At 32.1% G+C, this 24,806-nt stretch carries 21 protein-coding genes, 2 pseudogenes and 1 riboswitch; of the genes and pseudogenes, 17 read left to right on the forward strand and 6 right to left on the reverse strand.

What is annotated here, in order from left to right:
• The coding region (locus H1X92_RS02485) for a transposase (RefSeq protein WP_180558337.1) at positions 1–177 on the reverse strand (177 nt) is incomplete at its 3' end.
• Between the two features lie 58 nt (positions 178–235).
• On the opposite strand from H1X92_RS02485, the gene H1X92_RS02490 reads away from it, so the two are divergent.
• Entirely contained in the window at positions 236–1,462 is a 1,227-nt protein-coding gene (locus H1X92_RS02490; protein ID WP_180558336.1) for an RNA-guided endonuclease InsQ/TnpB family protein, read from the forward strand.
• 47 nt (positions 1,463–1,509) lie between these two features.
• Here H1X92_RS02490 and H1X92_RS02495 read toward each other — a convergent pair whose 3' ends face one another.
• Positions 1,510–1,803: a hypothetical protein gene (locus tag H1X92_RS02495; protein ID WP_180558693.1), complete on the reverse strand. Its 294-nt coding sequence runs from the start codon at positions 1,801–1,803 to the stop codon at positions 1,510–1,512.
• Between the two features lie 661 nt (positions 1,804–2,464).
• Complete coding sequence (locus H1X92_RS02500; protein WP_180558694.1) at positions 2,465–2,650, reverse strand: hypothetical protein; 186 nt, start codon at positions 2,648–2,650, stop codon at positions 2,465–2,467.
• Between the two features lie 243 nt (positions 2,651–2,893).
• On the opposite strand from H1X92_RS02500, the gene H1X92_RS02505 reads away from it, so the two are divergent.
• The 10 genes and pseudogenes from H1X92_RS02505 (at position 2,894) to H1X92_RS02545 (ending at position 13,821) form a co-directional block, all read left to right on the forward strand.
• Positions 2,894–3,733 (forward strand): DNA/RNA non-specific endonuclease, encoded by an 840-nt coding sequence (locus H1X92_RS02505; protein ID WP_180558695.1) that lies wholly within the window; start codon positions 2,894–2,896, stop codon positions 3,731–3,733.
• A gap of 230 nt (positions 3,734–3,963) precedes the next feature.
• Positions 3,964–4,968, forward strand: a complete 1,005-nt coding sequence (locus tag H1X92_RS02510) for a DUF3472 domain-containing protein (RefSeq protein WP_180558696.1) — start codon at positions 3,964–3,966, stop codon at positions 4,966–4,968.
• A gap of 634 nt (positions 4,969–5,602) precedes the next feature.
• Positions 5,603–7,798, forward strand: a complete 2,196-nt coding sequence (locus H1X92_RS02515) for a TonB-dependent receptor (protein ID WP_180558697.1) — start codon at positions 5,603–5,605, stop codon at positions 7,796–7,798.
• Between the two features lie 326 nt (positions 7,799–8,124).
• Positions 8,125–9,000, forward strand: a pseudogene (tehB, locus tag H1X92_RS02520) (SAM-dependent methyltransferase TehB).
• A 109-nt stretch (positions 9,001–9,109) separates the two neighbouring features.
• A complete protein-coding gene (locus H1X92_RS02525; protein WP_180558698.1) occupies positions 9,110–9,331 on the forward strand; it encodes a hypothetical protein in 222 nt (73 codons plus the stop codon).
• A 659-nt stretch (positions 9,332–9,990) separates the two neighbouring features.
• Complete coding sequence (locus tag H1X92_RS16025; RefSeq protein WP_255498974.1) at positions 9,991–10,116, forward strand: hypothetical protein; 126 nt, start codon at positions 9,991–9,993, stop codon at positions 10,114–10,116.
• 15 nt (positions 10,117–10,131) lie between these two features.
• Positions 10,132–10,509 (forward strand): annotated as a pseudogene (locus H1X92_RS15730) (lytic polysaccharide monooxygenase); the annotation flags it as partial.
• Between the two features lie 349 nt (positions 10,510–10,858).
• Positions 10,859–11,260 carry a structural protein gene (locus H1X92_RS02535; protein WP_180558699.1) on the forward strand — a complete coding sequence of 134 codons (402 nt, stop codon included), beginning with the start codon at positions 10,859–10,861 and terminating at the stop codon, positions 11,258–11,260.
• Between the two features lie 1,115 nt (positions 11,261–12,375).
• Positions 12,376–13,218 (forward strand): N-acetylmuramoyl-L-alanine amidase, encoded by an 843-nt coding sequence (locus H1X92_RS02540; protein ID WP_180558700.1) that lies wholly within the window; start codon positions 12,376–12,378, stop codon positions 13,216–13,218.
• 381 nt (positions 13,219–13,599) lie between these two features.
• Positions 13,600–13,821 (forward strand): hypothetical protein, encoded by a 222-nt coding sequence (locus H1X92_RS02545; RefSeq protein WP_180558701.1) that lies wholly within the window; start codon positions 13,600–13,602, stop codon positions 13,819–13,821.
• A gap of 703 nt (positions 13,822–14,524) precedes the next feature.
• Here H1X92_RS02545 and H1X92_RS02550 read toward each other — a convergent pair.
• Complete coding sequence (locus tag H1X92_RS02550; RefSeq protein WP_233458119.1) at positions 14,525–15,607, reverse strand: porin; 1,083 nt, start codon at positions 15,605–15,607, stop codon at positions 14,525–14,527.
• Positions 15,608–16,278: 671 nt separating this feature from the next.
• On the opposite strand from H1X92_RS02550, the gene H1X92_RS02555 reads away from it, so the two are divergent.
• From H1X92_RS02555 to H1X92_RS02575, 5 genes are all read left to right on the forward strand, one after another.
• Positions 16,279–16,500: a DUF1471 domain-containing protein gene (locus H1X92_RS02555; protein ID WP_180558703.1), complete on the forward strand. Its 222-nt coding sequence runs from the start codon at positions 16,279–16,281 to the stop codon at positions 16,498–16,500.
• A 549-nt stretch (positions 16,501–17,049) separates the two neighbouring features.
• On the forward strand, positions 17,050–17,607 hold the full coding sequence (locus H1X92_RS02560; protein WP_180558704.1) for a cytochrome b: 558 nt from the start codon (positions 17,050–17,052) through the stop codon (positions 17,605–17,607).
• Positions 17,608–17,623: 16 nt separating this feature from the next.
• Positions 17,624–18,202, forward strand: coding sequence for a YceI family protein (locus H1X92_RS02565; protein WP_180558705.1), 579 nt, complete (start codon positions 17,624–17,626; stop codon positions 18,200–18,202).
• A 298-nt stretch (positions 18,203–18,500) separates the two neighbouring features.
• The gene (locus H1X92_RS02570; protein ID WP_180558706.1) at positions 18,501–18,848 is read left to right on the forward strand and encodes a DUF6694 family lipoprotein; all 348 of its coding nucleotides are present in this window, start codon (positions 18,501–18,503) and stop codon (positions 18,846–18,848) included.
• A gap of 173 nt (positions 18,849–19,021) precedes the next feature.
• Positions 19,022–19,194: riboswitch (M-box (ykoK) riboswitch) on the forward strand.
• A gap of 72 nt (positions 19,195–19,266) precedes the next feature.
• Entirely contained in the window at positions 19,267–20,331 is a 1,065-nt protein-coding gene (locus tag H1X92_RS02575; protein ID WP_180558707.1) for a magnesium transporter, read from the forward strand.
• 26 nt (positions 20,332–20,357) lie between these two features.
• Here H1X92_RS02575 and H1X92_RS02580 read toward each other — a convergent pair whose 3' ends face one another.
• Positions 20,358–20,864, reverse strand: coding sequence for a SprT family zinc-dependent metalloprotease (locus H1X92_RS02580; RefSeq protein ID WP_180558708.1), 507 nt, complete (start codon positions 20,862–20,864; stop codon positions 20,358–20,360).
• Positions 20,865–21,049: 185 nt separating this feature from the next.
• Complete coding sequence (metK, locus tag H1X92_RS02585; protein WP_180558709.1) at positions 21,050–22,207, reverse strand: methionine adenosyltransferase; 1,158 nt, start codon at positions 22,205–22,207, stop codon at positions 21,050–21,052.
• A 655-nt stretch (positions 22,208–22,862) separates the two neighbouring features.
• Between metK and speA the strand changes: the two genes are divergently transcribed.
• Positions 22,863–24,770, forward strand: a complete 1,908-nt coding sequence (speA, locus tag H1X92_RS02590; RefSeq protein WP_180558710.1) for a biosynthetic arginine decarboxylase — start codon at positions 22,863–22,865, stop codon at positions 24,768–24,770.
• Positions 24,771–24,806: the final 36 nt, after the last annotated feature.

Here is a 24,806-nt window from a genome sequence, read left to right on the forward strand (position 1 = left end):
TCCGTTACTTTCCTTTAAATCAGCCCCAAAGTCGCGACACACTTCACCTGCATACTGATGAAATGCTTTGTAGTGCAAGCCACTGAGTACTTTCTTTCGGTACTTAGTCACAAAGACAAGGTGAACATGTAAAAGAAACGCTGCATGTCTTGAACGGTTGATTTTATATTTTTGCATTGAAATTAACCGGATATACGGTAAGATAGTGAGATAATTTACTACACACTGAGTAATAATGCTAATTCTAAAAGCCTACAAATTCAGACTCGAACCAACCGAAAAACAGTCGCAACGTTTGCGGCAGTTGTGCGGATGCGCTCGTTTTATCTGGAATTACGGGCTAGCAGAGACGCAACGCATTATTGAATCCGGCGGTAAACTACCGTCAGCGTTTGAACTAAATCGGATGCTCACAGAATGGAAAAAAAAGCCGGAACATTCCTTTTTGCAAGAAGCCTACACGGATAATCTTCAGCAGAAACTCAAAGATCTGCACGGGGCATGGAAACGCTGCTTTGATAAAAAACTGGCAGCAAAAGCTCCTGTATTTAAAAGGAAAAATGACGGGCGTGATTCAGTTCGTTTTGTTAATTTTGATAAATATTGTCAGCTCGATAATGGCAGAGTGAGATTACCGTCAGGTTTGGTATGGGTAAAGTTCCGGCAGTCGCAAAAGCTGTACGGTAAGATTAAAAACGCAACCGTTAGCCAACATGCGGGACACTGGTATATATCGTTTCAGGTCGAACTGGAAATGGACATTCAGCCTCATTCGTCAGCAACAATGATTGGTTTGGATGCAGGTGTAACCAGACTCGCCACGCTGTCAGACGGCACAGTGTTTGAACCTGTAAACAGTTTTAAAACCAACCAAAAAAAGCTGGCGAAATTCCAGCGTCAGTTAAGCTGTAAAGTTAAATTCAGCAATAACTGGAAAAAACAGAAGCGAAAAATCCAACGTCTCCACTCGCATATAACCAATATCCGCAAAGACTACCTTCACAAAGTCACCAGTGAAATCAGCAAAAACCACGCGATGATCGTCATTGAGGACTTAAAGGTCAGTAACATGTCGAAATCGGCAAAAGGTACACAAGAGCAGCACGGACGGAATGTCAGGGCAAAATCAGGACTTAACCGTTCGATACTGGATCAGGGTTGGTATGAAATGCGCCGTCAGCTTGAGTACAAGCAGCTATGGCGCGGTGGTCAGGTATTAGCTGTGCCTCCGGCATATACAAGTCAACGGTGTGCATGTTGTGGTCATACAGCGAAAGAAAATCGTCAATCACAAAGTAGATTCGAGTGCCTTGAGTGCGGGTATACAGAGAACGCAGATATCAACGGAGCTCGTAACATTTTAGCGGCAGGACATGCCGTGTTAGCCTGTGAAGTGAACGGTGCAGTAATGCCGTCAGCAGCAGGAACCAGGCTTCTGAGCGATCAGATAGTCTCCGACTAACGGGAATCCCCCTCCTGAGTCACGAAGTGTGAAGGTGGGGGAGGATGTCAATTGTCATCTTTAAGAATAAAAGTAAAAATAGTTTTGATTGCTTCGACAGAATCGTCTAAAAGGCCGGACTCAACAATACTCACTTCAACTGAATCAGGAGATTCAATACGATTAGTCCGTTGAGTAATAACAACATTACTAACATCAGGCTGGAAACTATTTCCCATCATTTTAATTGCTAGTGGAATGGGTTTATTTTCATTATCTGACATAGTTGTTTCTGTTTGCTTATCACAAGCAGCTAATAATAAACAGCAAGAAAGAGCAATCGTTAATTTTAATCTATTCATTTTTAACCTTTATTTATGTGAAATTCACTATCGATTATAAATTAAATAACAATATTTAACATAGTATATTAATCTGAAATTTTGCTTCTTATGTAGAGTTTTTTAAATTATTTTGTTATTGATAGCCATGCCTAAGGAATATTGTTATTAATGATGATATTAATCAATCATATTTGTTTTAATTTGTAATAATAGATACGAACTCATCAGAAAAAGAATGTTGAGATATCTATAATTACAGTTACCATTAGCTGACAATCTGTATCATTTTCAATTTACTAGGTTAATTGTAGCGTTCATTTATCATTCACAGGTATAAAAATAGATTATTATTGACTAAAAGTTGATAATTATAACTCAATAAGTAATAAAACATTTTAGAATAACTTTATAATATATTGGAATAATACCTAACTGACAGAGTAATATTTCTATAATATAAAAACTAATATAAATATTTTATTTAAAATTATTATTAATAAATATTGTTATGTTTAAATTATTTTAATAAATTATTTATATTAATAAATTATGTTATTGCCAAATCTTATTAATGTTATTCAACATATAATCTTGCGATCGCTAACAAATAATCGTAATTATTAAATATGAGATAATATACCTCTTCTTACTGAAGAGGTATGTCTATTTAGTTAGATAACTAAGGAACGTTTTTTTTGATTTCTATCGTGGCATCAATGATAGTTGTAATTATTTCTTCAACCGGTGGGTTTAAACCTATAATGGTAGATATCTCTGTGCCTTTTATATCGTCATTTAATATATCAGTTGCAGCATAGCCACAATTAATGCTAAAAATAGAGATGATAATAGCTAAAGTTTTCAATAACCCTGTAATAAATTTATCCTCCAATGATAAGTGAAAATGACGATTAATTGTGCGCTATCTTTTTCAACATTGCAATAATATTTGTGAAATACTGTAAATTTTATTTATATAAGAGTATTTATTGTATTTTATATTCTTTTTTACTGTTTTATTTTGTTGTCAAATAACTTGTTTGCTGGTTTAAATATTATAGTAAAATTTATTTAAAGAAAATTGATTATTAAGATGAGAAATTATCATATGAAAATATTTTCACCCTTTATTTTTTTATCTTTACTTATTTCTGGCTGTAGTATTGTTCAACATGAACCAGAATCTATTAAGTCTATTGAAAAAATTACGCCTGGAGTTAGACAAAATTGTGGAATAGGTTGTCCATTAGGAGGAAGTAATACCACGATACAACGTGTAGTTTATACACTAAATAATAATAGTAATACTAAATTTGCCAACTGGGTTGCTTACTTAATAACGAAAGATAGTATAGGCAGTGGTAAGGATAGAAATTGGAAAAAAGATCCTGATTTAAGTAATGATGAAACTTTGTCTCCAGCAGATTATATTGGTGCCAATAAAGCTTTAAAAGTGGATAGAGGACATCAGGCGCCATTAGCTTCTTTGGCAGGTTTGGTGGACTGGCCGGCACTTAATTATTTATCTAATATTACCCCACAGGTTGCAGAACTTAATCAAGGCGTATGGGCGCGTTTAGAAGATCAGGAAAGAGCTTTAGCCAGAGCGGGTAATAAAGTATTTTCAGTAACAGGTCCTTTATATGAAAAAAATATTGGTAAGCTACCTAATAGCGACAAAAACCATTTTATCCCTAGTGGATACTGGAAAGTAACATATATAAATGAGAGTCCTGAAAAATCTTCTTATGCTGCATTTATTATGGAACAAAATACACCACAGAGTGGAAATTTTTGTCAATATCAAGTCACAGTAAAAGAAATTGAACAGAGAACGGGGTTAATTATTTGGAGTGGATTACCAGAAAATATTCAACAAGCAATAAAATCAAAACCAGGAAAATTAGTTGAAAAAATGGGTTGTAGTATAATTCAACCTAGATATTAATTGTAACTAAATCATAATTACATTTTGCTAAAATTAGTATTAATTAGTTAATAAATTTTAAGTTGATTTTAAATATAAATCCAATATCATTTTGATTTTATCACTAATAGTAATAATATATTATTTCGATACTTTAATAAATTAGAAAATATTTTTTTATTGATAATAATTAAATAAGCCTCAATATTTTATCATTGAATAAATAATATAAAATAAATAGGAATTATTATATGAAGAAAATTTATTTATTATTTTTCTTATTTTTATGGAACAGCTTATCTAATGCAATTGTAGTCGGTGATATTGTAACAATTCAACATAAATGGCCTGACAATACAGCATTCAATAAAATATCTTTTTTCCTACAAGTTGATAATGATGGCGGGTCTAGATCAAATTACTATTGGGCTAATCAATTTAATTTTATAAATGGAGATACGGGTTATATTGGATTACAAAATAGACAAAATGGCATTCATGCATTTCATTATTCAATTAAACAAGCTAAAGGGTGGCGAAGTGGTAACTGTCGCTATTTTTATGATACTGGCACAAGTGTACAGTGTGATATTGTTATTCAATGGAAAGCAGGGCATTTATATCGATTGGATGTTAGCAAAGAAGGAAATTTAGTTACTGGTTTTGTTACAGATTTAATGGATGGAACATCAACAACCATTGGTATTATTGAAGTACCAAATAATTATGGCAAATTAAATAATTCAAGAGGATTTGTAGACGAATATTCTCATGGTAATAATCAATTAAAGTCTTGTTATGATATCGGTGCTCAAGCTTCTATGTTTCGCAATCCTTTAGGTGATAATCGCATTCTAGCTAAACAACTTACTTACACTAGTGGTAATTGTAATAATATATTTGTCGTTCATGCAGCATGTAATGATGGAGAATGTATTAACACCATTAGTAATCTTAATGGCTCTATTCCTCCTAACATTCATAAAGTTGCTATAAGAAATAGTCAAAATATTTTGCTAGAACAAATAGCCACAGCTTTAAATTATAATGCTTTAATTGCGATAAGAACTTATGATGGAAGTTGGGCGCCTAAAATTTATTTTCCGGATGCAAGAAAACATAAATTTAAATCAATATATATTAAATCTGACGCTAGTTATACTTCCTTCCTCTATTTTGATAATAAACAGCTTAGAATAAATAAATCTGAAAAATTAATGTTTGTTTCTGATGGTAATCAGTGGATTAGACAATAATTTTTCATTGAAAAGCGTTTTTATTAATAAGCCACTGGTTAACGCTGGTGGTTTTTTATTAAACCTATTTTATATTGGTTAAGTTTTTATATAATTTTTTGTCTTGGTTTTTTTCTTTTATTTAATCTTAAAATAGTTTGTAATTAAAATATATCATCACATCCTATATCAATTAATTTTTATTAAACAGATAATGTTTTAATAGATTGAATTTTATAAATAAAAATTATTTTTAGCTAATAGCTTACACTAAAATATACATTTATTTCGTTATTAATATTTTATATGTATTCTTGATTACCTCAATCAAATGAGTATAATTCTCATTTGCGTTTGCAGAAATTCCTATTTCAGAAATAGCTTTTCTATATTTGATAGGGAATAAATATTGGTTTAGGAAAAATGCTAAACGTAAAGAGTTCGCATAAATAACTATATGATAAAACAATATATTTTCTATTATATAGGGTTCTGTTTTTTTATCATGACCCAATAATGGCAAGTTATTTCCAATTAATCATGGTATGAAATGGGTATTAACTGCTTTTTCGCTCAGTTCAGTTTTGCTTGATTTATAGAAAATAACTTTCTAGTGGTCATTATTTACAACACCAGTCTTTTATTTGAATAAAATATGAAAAATATCAAATATATGAAGGTACCATTTTGTAGCTCGTTATTGATGCTGACAATGAGTACTACAGCGCAAACAGCAACTGCTGAAATCAGTAATAAAAAGAACCAACAAGATACGATTGTCGTGCATGCAAAGTCGCAAAATGACTTTCAACCTGGCGGAGATTCACTTGTGCCCGCCTATTTAGATGGCCATATTGCACATGGTGGCCGTCTTGGTATGTTGGGCGAGCAACATGCGATGGATGTTCCATTTAATGTCATTGGTTATACGGAGAAAATGGTCAGCGATCAACAGGCAAAAACTGTTGCTGAGGTCGTCAATAACGATGCTGGAGTTCAGAGTGTACAAGGATTTGGTAATTTTGCCGAAACTTATCGTATTAGAGGCTTTAAGTTAGATGGTGATGATATGACACTCGGTGGATTGCCTGGGATTCTACCTCGTCAGATGGTGGATACCGCAATGATCGAGCGGGTGGAAATTTTCAAGGGTGCTAACGCATTAGTTAATGGTGCAGCTTCTTCTGGCGTCGGCGGTATTATTAACCTTGAGCCCAAACGAGCAGAAAATATACCCATTACCCGCTTAGGTTTAGACTACACTTCACTATCGCAAGTAGGTGGAACATTAGATGTTGGGCGCCGTTTTGGTGAAAATAATCAGTTTGGTACGCGTTTCAATTTAGTTCACCGCGAGGGAGAAACTGCAGTAAAAAATGATAAGCGCCGAACCACGTTGGCCAGTCTTGCTTTGGATTATCATGGCGATCGGGTTAGAAGTTCATTGGATTTCGGTTATCAAAAGAAAACTTTTCACGGTGGTACCATGGGAGTAAATATTAGTGGCGTCGATTTTATTCCACTAGTACCCAATAACAGACATAATTATAGTCAAAAGTGGGGCTATAGTAATATAGAAAATCAATTTGGTCTGGCACGAGCTGAATATGATCTAGCTGATAACTGGATAATATATGCTGGAGCAGGTGGTCAACATAGCCAAGAAATAGGTATCTATAGTTCACCAAAAATACTAAATCGTAAAGGTGATGCTACAGTAAGCCGGCTTGATACCAAACTTTTTACTGATGCATTTAGTGCAATGGCGGGAGTAAGGGGACAACTTGTAACTGGTTTTATCACTCATCGCTTGAATATGGGATATTCTGCACAGAATAAACGTAATAGAATGGCATGGCGAATGTCTACTAATGATCCTATTACCAATATTTATCACACTGGTGACGTTGCTATGCCGGATAATGCTATTTTTGGTGGCAATTATTCTGATCCTTTAACAACAGGGCGCACCTTTACTCAGGGTTGGTTATTAAGTGATACATTAAGTGCGTTTGATGATAAATTACAATTATTAATCGCTGCACGTCATCAGAAAGTGGAGATTCGCAATTATAATAATGTAACGGGTGCTGAAGAGCGTGATGCACGGTATAACAAGAGCCACTGGATGCCTACCTATGGTGTAGTTTACAAACCATGGCAACAGGTTGCTTTATATGCCAATCATACTGAAGCCTTACAACCGGGCAGCATAGCACCAAAGGGTGCATCAAATTATGGTCAAAGTACAGGTATTGTCTACTCCCAACAGAATGAGATAGGGATGAAAATGGATTTTGGCCGGATCGGTGGTACATTAGCATTATTTGAAATTAAAAAACCGTCTGCGCTTTTGGATAGTGTCACAAAACGTTATAGCCTTACTGGTCAACAACGTAATCGAGGTATGGAATTAAACATATTTGGTGAACCGGTATTAGGTTTGCGATTGAATACTAGCGCAACCTGGTTAGCTCCAGTGTTAACAAAGTCACAATATAGAGCCAATGATGGTCATGATGTGATTGGAGTACCGCGTTTTAACATGGTTATAGGCGCTGAATATGATATTCAATCAATAGACGGTTTAACGGCAATAATGCGGATAAATCATTCTGGCTCCCAATATGTAAATGTAGAAAATAGCAGAAAACTTGATAGCTATACCACTTTTGATTTGGCTATGCGTTACAATATGCAAGTTAATCATAATCAAAATGAGATGGTTTGGCGGGTTGGTATTGATAACTTAACTAATGAAAAATATTGGTCTGGAGTTGAAGATTATGGCACCTATATTTTCCAGGGTACACCGCGTATTTTTAAGGTTTCTGTCAGTTATGATTTTTGATTTACCTACAATTTTATTACCGAATGATACTGTATTTGCTTAAAACTTGAATTTGTTTAGTGTTAAAAGTTATTTCGTTAATGATATATGATCTAAAGCGGCTACAATGGTAGCCGTTTCTTTTGTCGTCTACTAACTCGTAAATTTACATTCCTAATGATAATTAGCTTCATATCTCGTAATTTTCTCTATGAGATGATAACAAACTGATTGTTTTGCAAAAATAATTAAGAACAAATTTATTCAATTTTATTTGTCAGCATAATTTACCAAAACCGAAAAAAAAATTAAAATGCATTTAAAATGCAACTTATTGAGAAATGATTATGTGCAAGCTTATTTGTTACAAAAAATTTGCTATCTGGAATAAGAATACTATTCCTTAAGCATTAATGGAACGTCATAATACGCAAGAAGGTACATGGGCCCAATTGACAATATATCGAGGCGGTCTACTGTTTGTGATATTTGATGAAAATGGTAATGAGCAGCAGTATCATTTTGATGTAAAGTGTAAAACAATTCAAATTCAGCCTCAAATGTGGCATAAAATAGAATCTGTTAGTGATGATATTGAGTGTCAACTCTCTTTTTATTGCCGTGAAGAAGTGTTTTTTTATAAAAAAAATGGTCTTACACTTCCACATTCAGAAGTTTGTGCTCTTTCCCTAATTACCAAGCCATGTAAAGTATTAGATTTGGGATCAGGCCGGGGCCGAAACAGTTTTTTTTTTGCATTACAAAGTTATGCAGTGACAGCAATGGATATCAATCCTCAACATATTAATGCCATTGAAATGGTAAAAAAATCAGTTGATTTAAAGCAGATAAAAACAGCAATCTATGACATTAATGATCATGCTTTAACAGAAAATTACGATATAATTATTTCAACTGTAGTCTTGATGTTTTTGCAGAGAAATAAAATCGCTAAGATTATTGAGGACATGCAAAATTATACTAATGATGGTGGTTACAATTTAATTGTTTGTGCAGTTGAAACAGATAATATTCCTAATGAAATTTTACCTTTTGATAGTTTCTTAGCACCTGGTGAATTAATAAATTATTATAAAGAATGGGAGATCATAAAATACAATGAAGAATCTGGGCATTTACATAAAACTGATAAATTTGGCAATCGCATTAAATTGAATTTCGCCACATTAATTGCTCGTAAACTGTGGTTAAAGAAAGTTTAATTGAACTAAGCAAAAAATATTTTTCTAATTATTTCTCTAATAGTTCTGATATAAACTATGTTCTGCAAAAAGCTTTTATATTAAACTTTATTTTTGTACTGAGGAGAATATGACAATGAAAAATTATTTTTTCGCACTAATTCTTTTTTTCTTACTGGCTGGTTGTGTCAGCTCAGATGATTATCAACAACAGTATTATAAAAAGAAGCGTGAAGAGTATCAAATGGGTGTCGGTGTAGTAAGAACCGACAGTCAACGAAGAGCTATCATGTCAGGTGAAAAGCCTGATTGGTCAGAATTACCAGAATCTCGAGTATCTAAAGAAAATTAAATAAATTATAAATAATTAATTTTAAATATTTCTCTTGTCTGTTGTGCATTGAAAATAATATTTTGATGCACAGTAAATAATATTTTACTGACTATATAAAATGTTTAATTATTATAACTTATTGTTGGTAATGTTTTATATTTAATTATAAAAATAATACACTCAACTAAATTTTTTATTAAGAGATAAAATTTTGCTGTTTTGCTATTATATTAAATTATTTTTTATATAAGTAATTTTTTTATTTAATATAATGTCATTAATTAAACAATATTAACCTCATTCATCAAAAAATTATTTTTTAATTTAAAAGTAAACACTTTTAATGATATTTAATTTTTTTTAAGTAAAATTTTTCAAATTAAAAATTACATGATTTTAGTTGGTTGTAAATTAATGCATTATATGAAAATAAAAAAGATCTCAATAAAAAAAATTATTTAATTTTACTTGATCAAATGTCGTTATTAATTTAATAATCTCAATGGTATTCTAATTACTTATATTTATTTTGTTAATGAAATATTTTTCTAACAGACGCTTTATTAAATTACATGATTAATTAAGAGATTTATAAGATGAAAAATAATTTCTTATTAATACTATTTATATTAATTGTTGTAACTGCATTTTCAAGTGTAAGTTCTAATCGTGAATCAATGCATGGATTTATATATACACCTAAAAGCCGTTCGGTTTTATGCTGGATAGAGCAGAATAATGATTGCGGTAGTGCTAGTAGCGACCCAATGTCGATTGAAGGTGCACGTGGTTTTCCGAAATGAGGCGCCAAAGATGGTAGAATAGCTAGCGGTGATAATTTTTGGTTTAGCCAATTAGATCAGCAAAATATCGATCGCTGGCAAAAAAATAATATTAAAGTAGGTAAGAATATATTTGAATGGTTTTTAACGCAGCCAAATCATACAGTTAGTTGGGAGTTTTATATTACCAAGCAAAACTGGGATCCAAATGCTCCATTAACACGCAATTCGTTTGAATCAAAACCATTTTGTTTACGATCTAATGATGGAAAAAGATTAACTGTTGATGAGGTGAAAATTGAATGCGATGTGCCAAAACGTAGTGGCTATCAAATTATTTTAGGTTTATGGACAATAGCTGATACGGATTCAGCGTTTTATCAAGTAATAGATGTGAATATATCAGATAAATAATAGTTAAATAGTTAGTAAAAAATTTTTTCAATTTGGATAAAAGATAAAAATTAGTGCTTATTCGTTAATATATTATCGGATGTAAAATATCTATTTTTTTCTTTACTGTTGGTATCATATGTGTTTTTTTAAAGAGGTTATATTAAATAAAAAGTGAATAAATATATTTTTGAGTAGTTATTGTATGTAACATACTTAGTATATAAATAATATTTTTTAAAAAAGCCTTAAATTTGGTAATTTATTGATTTTTTTGTCGTGTTATTATTCCTTTTTTAAAAAATAAATTTAAAGATACTCTTAATTAAATATTGATATTATTCAAAAATAAATATGGAGTAAATAAATTATGACCATTCAACGTGGTATACGTAATAATAATCCAGGGAATATAGACTATAACCCTATTAATAAATGGCAGGGTGCATTACCTCATGATCCATCAATTGAAAAACGATTTTGTCGGTTTGAATCTCCGGAATGTGGTATTCGCGCTATAATGGTATTACTAAGCACATATCAACAAAAGTATGGTTTAAAAACTATATCCGATTTAATTAATCGATGGGCGCCAAATAATGAAAATAATACAAACGCATATATTATAAGCGTATCCAATAGAATGAACTTATCACCTAAAACAGTTGTTAATGTAAAAGATAAAGCAACATTAAAAGCTATAATATTTTATGAAAATGGTCAACAGCCTTATAATGATGCTATATTTGATAAAGCGTATAAATTAATATAACTAAATGTTATTAATCCTATTGTATAACAAAATAAATTTTATTCTATAAATAAAAACTCGTTAACTTTAACATTATAGCTAGATATAATTTTTTGTTTTTTTCTAGTATGTTTTTTTAATAAAAATAATTACCGGTAACTAAAAGAAAATTATAGATTGAAAAAAGCTTTATAATTAACAAAAATACAGATAATACATTTTTTTGTTAATTATATTTAGTAAAATTCTTTAATCATCGAATAGGTTTCTTAGCTTTATTACTGCAAACTTTCAATTTTATTTTGAGCATTAACAAAATGTTAAGTTTGTGCTTACTATTTATTGCCAACACAAAAATATCCATCTTAATAACTTGCTAATTTTATACAGATAAAATTTCAACTATTGCTAACCAGGCTATAAACGTCAGGTTCGGCTTGGTGATTATAAAAAGCGACAGTGATATAACAAAATATAAAAATGAATAATATTGTAAGTTACGTAAAACTAATAGTGAGTTTGTTCTTTTTATAGATTAATTTTTAATAAGTTTGCGGTAACTATTATTTATCAAAGATAGTATGAATTGAAATGGTATAATTATAATAAAAGAGGATAAAATTTGCGCTAAATTTACTTTTAATAGATATAGTTGTAAAAATCATTTTTTAAGTGCTATCCCTTACTATGTGATTATGTAATTGACTTGAAATTTTAAACAATTTATAAAAACAGTTGTTATACTATTAATTAATAATTTTATTAACTTATGGTTAAAGTATAGATTAACTACAAGCCTATTGCGTTAATTGGATTACAATTGATTAAAAAAATTAACAATTACAATTAATTGTGAATTTATTATTAATTATATATAATTGTAATGTTGTACCTCTTTGTTATTAAGATTATTGCTATTATTTATGGTGATAATAAAAATAATAGTTTATGTAAATAAGCAGAGAGATTATAGTTTATTCTGCTAAATTATAAAAATGTAGCTATAAATAAGCTGCTAATGAAAACTAAGCGTATAGTCAAAAGTTTTGACCTAAATTATTTAGGTGTAAGAAGTCGAGTGTATGAGAAGTAATGCTGTTGTAAGGGTAGGTATCAAACACTTATATGGAGATGATATGCGAAAGTTGTTTATGATGTTATTGGTGCTAATGATAGTGGGTTGTTCGTCTAAAACCCCTATCGTTGATAGAGGTAATTATTATATCGATAAATCTTTTTCATCGATAAGCCAAGATGATCGAGTGAAATTTTTAATATTTCATTATACGGCAGTAAATGATGCTCGTTCATTACAGATTTTAACTCAAGCTAAAGTCAGTGCTCATTATCTTATTCCAGAAATACCGAAAACAAAAAGTGGAAAGCCAGTTATATTTAACCTTGTTCCAGAAGATAAAAGAGCATGGCATGCAGGTTTAAGTAATTGGAATGGTAGACTTAATCTTAATGATAGTTCTATTGGTATAGAAATAGTTAATAAAGGGTTTACTGAAGACATGCTTGGCAATAAGGTTTGGTATTCTTTTAATGAACAGCAAATTTCCGCTATCATTGTTTTAGCTCAAGATATCATAAAAAGATATAACATAACTCCAGATAATGTTTTAGCACATAGTGATATTGCACCATTGAGAAAGTATGATCCTGGTAAAAATTTTCCATGGAAACGTTTAGCTGAGCTTGGTATTGGAGCTTGGCCAGAAGAAATGACGGTTAAGAAATATTTGGCAGGTCGATCACCCTATGCACCAGCTAGTATATCGGTTATCCAAAAATATTTGCAGAAATATGGTTATGATAAAATTCCACAATCCGGTGAACTTGATGAGGAAACACGCAGAACAATTAGTGCATTTCAGCTACATTTCCGCCCAGCTAATATAAGTGGTAATGCGGATGCTGAAACAGAAGCTATTGCCCGCGCATTAGTTGAAAAATATAGAAATCAGAGTAGTTAGTGGTTAACAATGACTAACGGTTTGAGATAACATAATTGTATTTTATAAACTAAGCCCCTGACAATTGAATATTCATTGAAAGGGGTTTTTTATAGCCAATAGAGATATTAGCTGTTTTTATTCACTTAATATTATGTTGTTATTTAGTTGATTAGTGATTAAAAGTGTATTTATAATTGTTAATATTAATTTTGCCTTGAATTGTGTCAAAAATAGTTTCAATATTTTCTTATATTTACAAATTTTTTCAAAGTCTACATATTCCAAATATTAACTAACATAGATAATAAATTTTATGGATAAAATAATTATTCATAACAGTAATTTATTTTACATTTATTATAATGATAACGTATTTAAACTAACTTGAAGGTAGTAATAATGAAATTTGTAAAATATGCACTTTTATCAATGGCATTAATTTCATTTGGTAGTATGGCTGCTTCTACTCCAATGAATGCAAGTGGTCAAACTAATGCTGGACAGCAACAAGTCAAAACTAAACAAATATCTCATACTGGCAAAGTAAAAGCGAAAAAAGCTTCTCATATTAAATCTGGAGCTAAAAAGACAGCAGACAAAGCTATGACTAAAGCAAATTAATTTTGTCGTACTAGCTATAAATTAAAATAGCGGCCGCATATAATAGTGGTCGCTATTTTATATTTATTGGTATTAACAAATTAAAAGTTATTGATGATGATATTGACTAATGCTGTTATTTGGAAAAGTTATTGATGCATATAAGAAAATTTCTATCTCTGGAAATATAAAAGAATAATAAATTTATCTTACATGAAAATAATTATCATTTTGTTATTTAGAATCAAACAGCTATAAATAAAAAAACATTAGCTATTTTTTTATTATAATAGAATAAATATATATCTTAAATTATTATATAAAAATAATTTAATGAGAAAAATATAAACTATATTTTGATATGAAATTGATATCAGCTTTTATGCTAGATGTTGAATCAGCAAGTTTTTATAGGCCGGCTTCGTTTAATAAATCCAAATCAACGAGCAGTCAATAGCTCAGTGCGTTAGAAGATATTTTTTGGTTGTAAATTATTTGACAGACGTTCTAATAATTCGATATTAAAAATAAATGAGAATAGAAAAATTTTCCAGAGTGTAAATGTTATTATATTTTTATTATCGGTTAGAAAAGTTTGTATGATTTAGCAGAATATTATAAATGCTATCTTAGCAGGTTTAACAGAGTAGTTTGGTTATTGAGTGTAATATATTTTATAAGGATATCCCAGATAATTTTATCTGGGATTATATATTAAATATTATTAAAAATAATAGACTAAACCTAAACCTAAAACATTGTCAGTACTGATGCCATAATTTTCAGTAAATTTATTTTTATCTAATAAATTAATTTTATAATCTAACAGCGCAGCAAAATTCTTATTAAAATAGTAGAATGAGCCCAGCGATATGAATTTGTTTAAGTAATTATCGCCATATTCGCCAAGATCTTTTCCTTTCGCTTGAATATAAGCTAATGATGGTTTCAAACCATAATCGAATGTATATTGAGCGACAATTTCGAAAGTTTCTGTTTTAGGTGCAATATTGGTGTTAATTGAACCAAAAGGCGTCATGTTACGTGTTTCAATATAAGTTGATGCTAAATAGACGTTATTAGCATTATATTTGGCACCAATGCTCCAAGCTTCTGCACGTTTTCCATTAGCATAGTAATAAGCTATGTTATTATTGACATTATGTGAATTGCTGTAACTTCCACCAAAACTTAGGCCAAAATCAGTATTATAAATTATTGATAAACCGTAGCCATCACCGTTATTTTGCTTGGCTGTATTTACACCTGATTTATTATTAGTAGTATTTTTTCCTTGGTATTGTAATGCAATGTTTAATCCATCAACATAGCCAAATAAATTGTTGTTGCGATAGGTAAGTAGGTTTCTATTTCTACCATTCATATAATTGTCAGCCATTGAAATGCCATCATCCCAAAAAATAGGCAAAACATCAATCCAGCCGTCAATGTGATATAGTACACCATAGTTACGGCCATAATCTATCGAGCCTAAATATTTATGATTAATTCCAACATAGGCTAATCGATTTTTATCTATATGGTTATCCTCAGTTTTATTAGCCATTGTTTCCCATTCAAATTGACCAAATCCAGTGAGGTTAGCGGAAATTTCGGTGCTACCTTTGATTCCAACACGAACTCTTGAATCATCTCCACTACTTTTGCTCTTACCTATATGATTTCGTACATCAACTTTTCCATACAAATCTAACTTATTTCCATCTTGATTATATATTTCAGCGCCATTAGCAATATTATTTATGGAAAATACTAACGTTAACAATGCAATACGCCTTATTTTCATTCTATTCATCCTCTTCTCTTGTTTGTTTTGTTTTTGTTAATTTTAAACACTGTGGTTTGTTGTAAATATTTTATGTTTTTGTTTCATATAAAGACAATAAAAATATATATATTTATGATCAGGCGCAAAATTTGCAGCTAATTAGTATGATTTATTAAATAAAGAAACAACAAAATAACTTGTTAATATTATGATAGATTGGTTTTTACATTGGATTATTTTGCCTACGATTTTTTATTTTATATGAATTAATTTTATATACTCTTCTTTAATTACAATCTATTTTTTATTTATTATTAAAAAAGTTTTATCATGTATAAATTGACAAAAGGATAAATATGTCAGTTATTTTTTCAATGTTTTTTTGTTTTGTTTTTGCTTCTTTACAATAAAATATATTTCTATTTTTCATATTATTTGTTGGACAATATTTTGCTATAAAGTATCAATAATGAAACTTTGGTTATAATTTAAAATGGACTTTATTTTTATAACTCTAATATTATTTATAAATAAAGTTAATGAATTATTTATTTGTCGAAAGTTTTATAGATATTTAATTAGATAGATGGTTTTTTAAAATTTTCACATTGCTTATTTTATTAAAATATTTTTTTGTGTTGGGTTATGGTTCTAAATTAGTCTCAGATATTAATTTTAGGAGATGGTTTATGATAAAAATGAAGAATCTCATAATAATGGTTTTTCTTTTTGTAATTTCATTTGGTGTTTTATCTCAAGAGGTTATTACTGCCTCAGCAATTAGTCTTAATGAAGCCATTGAAAATTTAGAGAACAAAGCGAAAGAGAAAGATTCTACTATTGTGAAAATAACTTCTGCGGGAGGAAAAAATTACATAAGAGCAAGTGCAATTATAGAGAAAAATAAATAATTAGTTTTGTGTGCCTATTATTTACCCTTCGTTTCTTAGCATCCTCTATTATAGAGGATGCTATTTTTTATTTAATTTATTTTAATGACAATTATCACAGTAGACTTAGATATATAAGATAACAAAGTTAACCTATTATTAATATTTAAAAATCCCCATCATATTAATTAACTTAAATTTAACATATACAACTAAGCTATGGTGCTTACCGTGCAATTACTTGTAGTTACAGTTTAGTTAATGCTTTTAACTTATTTTTAATATATAAAATTTTATTCTGATATAGTGCAATTAAATACAATTGCACAGATTTTTCATTTAAACAAAATATTAAAATAAAATATATTATAAATTTTTTACTTTTTAAATATTCTTTTTTATTTTAAAGATGAAACTATTTCATAGAGTAACTTAATGATTTTTTTTGATTATCTTTAACAAATTATTTCTTCTTGTTTGGCAATTAATCACCTAAAAATTCGTTTATTATTAATATTGCATCAAAATTGACTATTATTATTCTTACTCTTTAACGAAAGGAATATTGATATGCTTTGGAAGAATACTTCCACCCAGTTTGGTCATATATCAATTTTAATTCACTGGTTGGTTGCGATTACTGTTTATGGAATGTTTGCGTTGGGGCTTTGGATGGTCTCTTTAAATTACTATGACGCTTGGTATCACAAAGCGCCAGAAATTCATAAGAGCATCGGTTTTATTTTGTTTTTGCTGATGATGTTTCGTGTTCTATGGCGCTTCATATCACCGCCGCCTAAACCATTAGATAGCTATAGCAACTTAGTAAAAATAAGTTCTACTCTCGTCCAAATTTCACTTTATTTACTTTTATTTGGCATATTTCTTAGCGGTTATTTAATTTCTACTGCGGATGGCCAGCCTATTTCAATATTTGGCTATTTCGAGATCCCGGCAATATGGTCAGATGAAGGCGTGCAGGCTGATAGTGCCGGTGTTGTACATCTTTATTTGGCATGGACACTAATTATTCTTTCTATTCTTCATGCGATTGCAGCATTAAAACATCATTTTATTGATCGTGATATTACCCTAAAACGCATACTTGGCATCCCTGCAAGAAAATAATTTATTGGAGATAGTTATGTTGAAAAAATTTTTTTTAGCTATAGTAACCGCAATTTTGCTATCGAGCATTAATACAGCAATAGCCGCTAATTATAAAATTGATAATGAAGGTCAACATGCTTTTGTTCAGTTTCGCATTCAACATTTAGGTTACAGTTGGATTTATGGTAGTTTTAAGAATTTTACTGGTAGTTTTACCTTTGATGAAAAAAATCCACAAAATGATCAAGTTAAGGTGGTGATCAATACTGCCAGCATTGATACTAACCATGCAGAACGCGATAAGCATTTGCGCAGTGCCGATTTTTTTAATGTAAAAAAATATCCGCAGGCAACTTTTATTTCAACTAAGGTTAGTCAAGTCAAGGGGGCTTATCATATCGATGGGCAACTGACACTAAATGGTGTAACAAAACCGTTAGTACTTAATGCTATCTTAATTGGTGAAGGTGACGATCCATGGGGAGGTTATCGTGTTGGTTTTGAGGCAACTGGAAAGATTAAATTGAAAGATTTTAACTTTAAAAAAGATCTTGGCCCTAAATCGCAAGAAGCTGAGCTGATTATTTCTCTTGAAGGTGTTAAATTACCATAAAATAAAAGTAATATTGAAAGAGCCTGTATAGGCTCTTTCGATTATGTTGGAAAAATAGCAGTATATTAAGCAAGCTATTTTAATTTATGGCTATTTAATGAATAGCAATTTGATTGTATTTAAATTTTATTTTTACTCTGTAACAACTAATAAGCAATCAAGTATTACTGTTAATTTTTGCCAGCAATAAGAAAATTTTTTTTTACAATTATTCTCTTTAAATTTTCATTATATTCAAGTTTATTATTTTTAATTTTGCTATGCTGATAATTAAAGCAGTGAGAAGGGCGTTATATATATGAGATTTAATCTATTAATTTTCTTCATCAGTTTTTTGTTATTGGGTTGTGAGCAACAATTAAAACTAAATGGTGAAAATAAGCAATTATTACGTTCTTCTATTACTGAAGTACGAGATTCTCTCTCTTTTGAAAAACAGCAACAATTTGACGAAGCTATTGATATTACTATGTTTAATAGTATTAATTTTGATGAATATCGCCAACTTGGTGAAAGAGCTGCTTCCAGAGCATTGGAAAAACGGATTTGTCGAACATTAGATGGTAAAACAGCAGAACAAGTTATTAATGATGCAAAAAAGATAAAAATAGATCGCCTAGCATTTGATGAAAATTTGCTTTTTTAATTAAATAACTTACGATTTTAATTATTATTTTCGTTTATTAACTTAGCGGCTTGATTCTATTATTTACCAACTTAAACAAAAACTAAACCATAAGTAACACGATAATTGGAAAAGCTATTTAGCTTCATTATAATCTGCTCGAGTTAATATTAATTTTTAATATTAAGCACGGTGCAGTATCTCGTTAGGCGAGGCTCCTATACAAACATAGGTTACTGATCTGACGACGTCGAGAGACGCCCAAGATCAGGACAGGATATATCGAGTCAAGGTGTATCCCCATGTAACTTCCTGCTGGTTGCAGGATACGTTGTATAGTGCTAAAACTGAGACGTTGAGATAGCTTAATATTCTCGCATCTGGTTTTGCCCCTATTTGAGAACTGTTTGCAGTATATAACAGTGATAGGGTTTCGAAAATGAAGTTAACATCCCTACAAAAAACGGCTCCCAGCGTGGTGTGTCCGGCCAATAGTCATGCAGAAAATTTCAATGAGCAACATCATAATAATTTTGATGAAGTAAAAGTTAGTGCTTATATGAGTCAATCTTATATCGCTGTTTCGATGAATGATTCTGTTGCTGCTATTAAAAATAATCTGGCTAATATAATTACCGGCGATCAGATCCCGACTTATCTTTATGTCATTGATAAAGATAAATATCTAAATGGCCTGTTATTGATGAAAACATTATTAACCTCATCAAATGAACTCCTTGTCTCAGATATTATGCGACGTGATTTTTTTTCTGTTTCACCGGAACAATCACGTGAAGAGGTTTTTGCCCTGCTTAATCATTGTGATATTGATTCTATTCCGGTTGTAGAGTTTTCTAAATTAAAAGGAGTATTACGCGCTCAAGATATCGCTGAATTAATTGAGGATGAGAATACCCAAGATGCCCACTTGCAAGGGGCAACATTACCTTTAGAAGAGCCTTATATGTCGACCAGCCCAATAACATTATGGCGTAAACGCGTTGTTTGGTTATTGATGTTGTTTGTGGCTGAAGCCTATACAGGTACAGTATTGAAAGCCTTTTCCGATCAGCTGGAATCTGCCATTTCATTAGCTTTTTTTATTCCTTTATTAATAGGCACAGGCGGTAACAGTGGTACTCAGATAACTTCTACTTTGGTTAGGGCAATGGCGCTAGGAGAAGTGAGTTTACGTAATTTAGGTGTTGTGCTTAAAAAAGAGATATCTACATCATTTTTAGTGGCATTAACAATAGGTTGTGTCGGCATATTTCGTGCTTGGATCCTGGACGTTGGCTATCAAGTTACCCTGGTTGTTCGTTTGACTATGATGGCAATTACTGTGTGGAGTGCGATCGTTTCTTCTATTATTCCAATGGTACTTAAACGATTGAATATTGATCCTGCAATTGTTTCTGCGCCTTTTATTGCTACGTTTATAGATGGCACAGGATTAATCATTTACTTTGAAATTGCTAAGATGATTATGACTGATTTAGCGTGATCAACAGGGGAGAGTGAATTGCTCTCCTATTGATTCTGCCAAATAAGATATTGACCACATTTTTTGCAAATATACTCCCCTTTCCCGTGTTGGATTTTGTTGTGCCGGCGTAGAGTCAATTGATGTGATAGGTCGCACTGGCAATGGTAATGAAAGATCTGCTTACGAATTGAGTTTAATGCAAACTGATGCGTTGTCTGTGGTGGGACTTCGAGGATCACTGCCATCATCCATTTCCATTCTTTACCATGAGGGGCTGTTTTGCCAAAACAGTGATAAACCAACAAGTGGGCTAACTCATGAGGAATAACTTGATTAACAAAAATCTCACCATTTTCAATTAGTAAAATGGGGTTAAGACGAATTTCCCATGCTTGTAGATGGGCACTACCGGCAATGGTTCCTCGCTGTCGGTAATTAATCAACGGTGCTGTAAAGTTTTTTCCCAATTTAGTACTCGCGGTAGCCAGTTTGTTGCGTAATACGTGCATGACAATCTGTTGTAAAGCGATCGGTATTCGCTGTGATTTCATATTATTAATCTAGTTAAATGGCAAAGAGTGAGCTCAGAATAAAAGAAATTAATTTATTATGGTCTTTATTAATTAAATGTTGGAAAAATTCAATAATTAATTGCTATTTTTGGCTAGCTCTAAAATAGCAAAAGGGAGAGTTATCTAACTGTCCCTTTGCTGTTTTAACAAGATAAAATCGACGACTAGTTAGTTAAACCTGCGGCTGCACGGAGTTCAGCAATTTTATCTGTTTTTTCCCATGGAAATTGAGAACGGCCAAAATGTCCATATGCTGCAGTTTGATGGTAAATAGGTTGTAATAAATTGAGCATTTTAACTAGACCATAAGGACGTAGGTCAAAAATTTCATGCACTAAATGAACCAGAGTTTCATTGGCTATTTTTTCTGTACCAAAAGTTTCGAGCATGATAGATGTAGGCTCAGCGATGCCAATTGCATATGAAATTTGAATTTCACAGCGATCAGCCAGTCCTGCGGCAACAATATTCTTTGCTACATAGCGCGCAGCATAGGCAGCAGAACGATCGACTTTAGAGGGATCTTTTCCAGAAAAAGCCCCACCACCATGGCGGGCCATGCCACCGTATGTATCGACGATAATTTTACGGCCGGTTAAGCCACAATCGCCCATTGGGCCGCCGATAACAAAACGCCCAGTTGGATTAATAAAATATTTGGTATTTTTATGTAGCCATTCTGTCGGTAATACTGGCTTAATAATTTCGTCTATTACAGCTTCTGATAAGGTCTCTTGTTTAATTTCCTCAGCATGCTGCGTAGATAAAACAATGGTATCAATGCCTACTATTTTATTATTTTCATATTGGAAAGTGATTTGGCTTTTAGCATCTGGACGTAACCAGGGCAAGGTACCATTTTTTCGCACTTCAGCTTGGCGTTCGACTAAGCGGTGGGCATAAGTAATTGGCGCTGGCATAAGAACATCGGTTTCGTTATTAGCATAACCAAACATGATCCCTTGATCACCAGCTCCTTGTTCTAAGGGATTTGCGCGATCGACGCCTTGATTAATATCAGGAGATTGTTTGCCAATTGCACTGATAACAGCACAGGAGTTGGCATCAAAGCCCATATCGGAGCTGGTATAGCCAATTTCGCGTATTGTACGCCGCGTAATTTCTTCAATATCTACCCAAGCGCTGGTCGTAATTTCACCGCCAACCATTACCATACCTGTTTTTACGTAGGTTTCACAGGCAACGCGTGCTTTTGGATCTTGCTCAAGAATTGCATCAAGAACCGCGTCTGAAATTTGGTCAGCGATTTTATCAGGATGACCTTCTGAGACTGATTCAGAAGTAAAAAGATGTGTGGTCATAGATGTTTTGTTACCTTAAAAATTCGTAGAAACTGAATTAGATGTATTACCATCCAGACGTCCATTTTAATGTTAATTTAGCACTATGGCTAGCGGTTTTTTATATTTGTTTATTGTTAAAAACGGATTTGCTAAATAGAGATAAATTTGTTGATGTTTTATTCAATTTGATTTTGCATTTTTCTTCTAATAAAGGTATAAACAGCGCGATAACTGATGAACCTTTTTTCTCATCAGGCGTTATGCGGTAGTATCGATATTGATGCTACTTCTCAATTTAAAATGGTTATGTTCTGAAATTGAATTTATAAAACCATGTTTTGAGGTGAATGGGTAATGTTCCATTATCAGCAAATAGCAAATTACCAATCATCACAGCTTAATGTCTGTGTACCCGCTTCTTTTTCCTTTCTCTATATTACGACTGCTAGTCGAAATTATAGGTCGTACTCGAGACAGACTAAAATCATTTATTGATAAGTTATTTTGCAACTTTAAATAACAGAATGATTATTGAATTGTCATTAATCCTTTTTTTAATTAGATAGAGTTATTGCTGTTTCCTGCAGTTTTAAAATTTGCACAGAATATTATCTTGTTAGATATGATAAAATAGGAAAGAAGTGAAACTCATACTCCATTTCAGGAGATAACTATGAAGAATAATATCGCGCGTAAAATGCAACAAACCTACAATATTGCATATTGGGGAGGTGGCTATTACCAAGTTAATGAACAAGGTAATATTAGTGTTTGTCCAAATCTTGACCAACCAGAAGCAAAGATTGATTTAGCCGCATTAGTTGAACAAGTACAGGAAGAACAACAACATTTACGTTTGCCGGCACTATTTTGTTTTCCGCAAATTTTGCAACATCGATTGCGCTCAATTAATGCTGCATTTGAACGGGCGCGTCGCGATTATGGCTACCAAGGTGACTACTTTCTTGTCTACCCAATTAAAGTAAATCAGCAGCGGCGAGTGATTGAAACTTTAGTGAGATCAGGTGAACCTTTAGGTTTAGAAGCCGGCTCCAAAGCAGAATTAATGGCTGTATTAGCCCATGCAGGTATGACGAAATCGGTGATTGTTTGTAATGGTTATAAAGATCGGGAATATATTCGTTTAGCGTTGATCGGCGAAAAACTTGGCCATAAGGTCTACTTAGTGATTGAAAAAATGACTGAAATTGATCTAGTTCTAGATGAAGCGAAAAGATTAGATGTTATTCCTCGTTTAGGAGTAAGAGCGCGTTTGGCATCACAAGGTTCGGGTAAATGGCAAGCAAGTGGCGGTGAAAAATCAAAATTTGGTTTGGCCGCTGCTCAGGTTTTACAGTTGGTTGATACATTAAGAAGTGTTGGGCGGTTGGAAAGTTTACAATTATTACATTTCCATTTAGGTTCTCAGATGTCTAATATCCGTGATATTGCGACAGGCGCGAGAGAGTCAGCTCGTTTTTATGTTGAGTTACATAAGTTAGGTGTCAAGATTGAGTGTTTTGATGTAGGTGGTGGTCTTGGCGTTGATTATGAAGGTACGCGTTCACAGTCGGATTGTTCTGTCAACTATGGTTTAAATGAATATGCCAATAATGTTATCTGGGCAATAGGGGAAGCCTGTGATGAACATGGGCTAGGGCATCCAACGGTGATCACGGAATCAGGTCGAGCGCTAACCGCTCATCATACCGTATTAGTTTCTAATGTCATTGGTGTTGAACGTAATGAATTTACTAAGATCACACCACCACCGAAAGATACCGAATTATCACTTATTTCTCTGTGGGAAACTTGGAATGAAATGCAACAGGGAAATAGCCGTTCATTACGTGAATGGCTGCATGATAGTCAACTTTCCTTATATGATGTGCATACCCAATATGCCCATGGCATGTTGAATTTAACAGAGCGTGCTTGGGCTGAAGAGCTCTATCTTAATATTTGTCGTCGTATTCAGCAGGATTTAGATCCCAGTAATCGCGCTCATCGTCCTATCATCGATGAGTTACAAGAGCGGATGGCTGATAAGCTATATGTGAACTTTTCACTATTTCAATCTATGCCGGATGCATGGGGTATTGACCAACTTTTCCCCGTACTGCCAATTCAAGGATTAAATGCGCCATTAGAGCGTCGAGCGGTGTTATTAGATATTACCTGTGATTCAGATGGTATTATTGACCATTATATCGATGGTGATGGTATTGCTGCTACTATGCCAATGCCTAATTATGATCCGGAAGAGCCGCCAATGATAGGATTTTTTATGGTAGGAGCTTATCAAGAAATATTAGGTAATATGCATAATTTGTTTGGCGATACAGCGGCGATTGATGTCTATATTGATAATTCAGGTGAAGTCAGGTATTTACAAAGTGAAGAGGGGGATTCAGTGGCGGATATGCTCCATTACGTCAAGTTAGATCCTAAAATGCTATTGACGCTTTTTCGTGATCAAGTCAATAGTAAAGATTTGACGAAAAGTTTAAAGGAGCAGTTTCTGGCTGAATTTGAAACAGGATTATATGGTTACACCTATCTGGAAGGTGAGACAATATAAGTTAGCCAAGGTTATTGAGCAATAATGGAATAATCT

Origin of the sequence: Arsenophonus endosymbiont of Apis mellifera (assembly GCF_903968575.1) — a bacterium.
In the GTDB taxonomy this organism is placed as follows: domain Bacteria; phylum Pseudomonadota; class Gammaproteobacteria; order Enterobacterales; family Enterobacteriaceae; genus Arsenophonus; species Arsenophonus apicola.

Excerpts from the sequence above, each read along its gene's own strand:
- H1X92_RS02580 (WP_180558708.1), bottom strand. The coding sequence starts at position 20,864 with ATGAAATCACAGCGAATACCGATCGCTTTACAACAGATTGTCATGCAC.
- H1X92_RS02540 (WP_180558700.1), top strand. The coding sequence starts at position 12,376 with ATGCGAAAGTTGTTTATGATGTTATTGGTGCTAATGATAGTGGGTTGT.
- H1X92_RS02510 (WP_180558696.1), top strand. The coding sequence starts at position 3,964 with ATGAAGAAAATTTATTTATTATTTTTCTTATTTTTATGGAACAGCTTA.
- H1X92_RS02565 (WP_180558705.1), top strand. The coding sequence starts at position 17,624 with ATGTTGAAAAAATTTTTTTTAGCTATAGTAACCGCAATTTTGCTATCG.
- H1X92_RS02495 (WP_180558693.1), bottom strand. The coding sequence starts at position 1,803 with ATGAATAGATTAAAATTAACGATTGCTCTTTCTTGCTGTTTATTATTA.
- H1X92_RS16025 (WP_255498974.1), top strand. The coding sequence starts at position 9,991 with ATGCATGGATTTATATATACACCTAAAAGCCGTTCGGTTTTATGCTGG.
- metK (WP_180558709.1), bottom strand. The coding sequence starts at position 22,207 with ATGACCACACATCTTTTTACTTCTGAATCAGTCTCAGAAGGTCATCCT.
- H1X92_RS02555 (WP_180558703.1), top strand. The coding sequence starts at position 16,279 with ATGATAAAAATGAAGAATCTCATAATAATGGTTTTTCTTTTTGTAATT.
- H1X92_RS02535 (WP_180558699.1), top strand. The coding sequence starts at position 10,859 with ATGACCATTCAACGTGGTATACGTAATAATAATCCAGGGAATATAGAC.
- H1X92_RS02545 (WP_180558701.1), top strand. The coding sequence starts at position 13,600 with ATGAAATTTGTAAAATATGCACTTTTATCAATGGCATTAATTTCATTT.
- H1X92_RS02550 (WP_233458119.1), bottom strand. The coding sequence starts at position 15,607 with ATGAAAATAAGGCGTATTGCATTGTTAACGTTAGTATTTTCCATAAAT.
- H1X92_RS02525 (WP_180558698.1), top strand. The coding sequence starts at position 9,110 with ATGACAATGAAAAATTATTTTTTCGCACTAATTCTTTTTTTCTTACTG.
- speA (WP_180558710.1), top strand. The coding sequence starts at position 22,863 with ATGAAGAATAATATCGCGCGTAAAATGCAACAAACCTACAATATTGCA.
- H1X92_RS02505 (WP_180558695.1), top strand. The coding sequence starts at position 2,894 with ATGAAAATATTTTCACCCTTTATTTTTTTATCTTTACTTATTTCTGGC.
- H1X92_RS02515 (WP_180558697.1), top strand. The coding sequence starts at position 5,603 with ATGAAAAATATCAAATATATGAAGGTACCATTTTGTAGCTCGTTATTG.
- H1X92_RS02560 (WP_180558704.1), top strand. The coding sequence starts at position 17,050 with ATGCTTTGGAAGAATACTTCCACCCAGTTTGGTCATATATCAATTTTA.
- H1X92_RS02575 (WP_180558707.1), top strand. The coding sequence starts at position 19,267 with ATGAAGTTAACATCCCTACAAAAAACGGCTCCCAGCGTGGTGTGTCCG.
- H1X92_RS02570 (WP_180558706.1), top strand. The coding sequence starts at position 18,501 with ATGAGATTTAATCTATTAATTTTCTTCATCAGTTTTTTGTTATTGGGT.
- H1X92_RS02490 (WP_180558336.1), top strand. The coding sequence starts at position 236 with ATGCTAATTCTAAAAGCCTACAAATTCAGACTCGAACCAACCGAAAAA.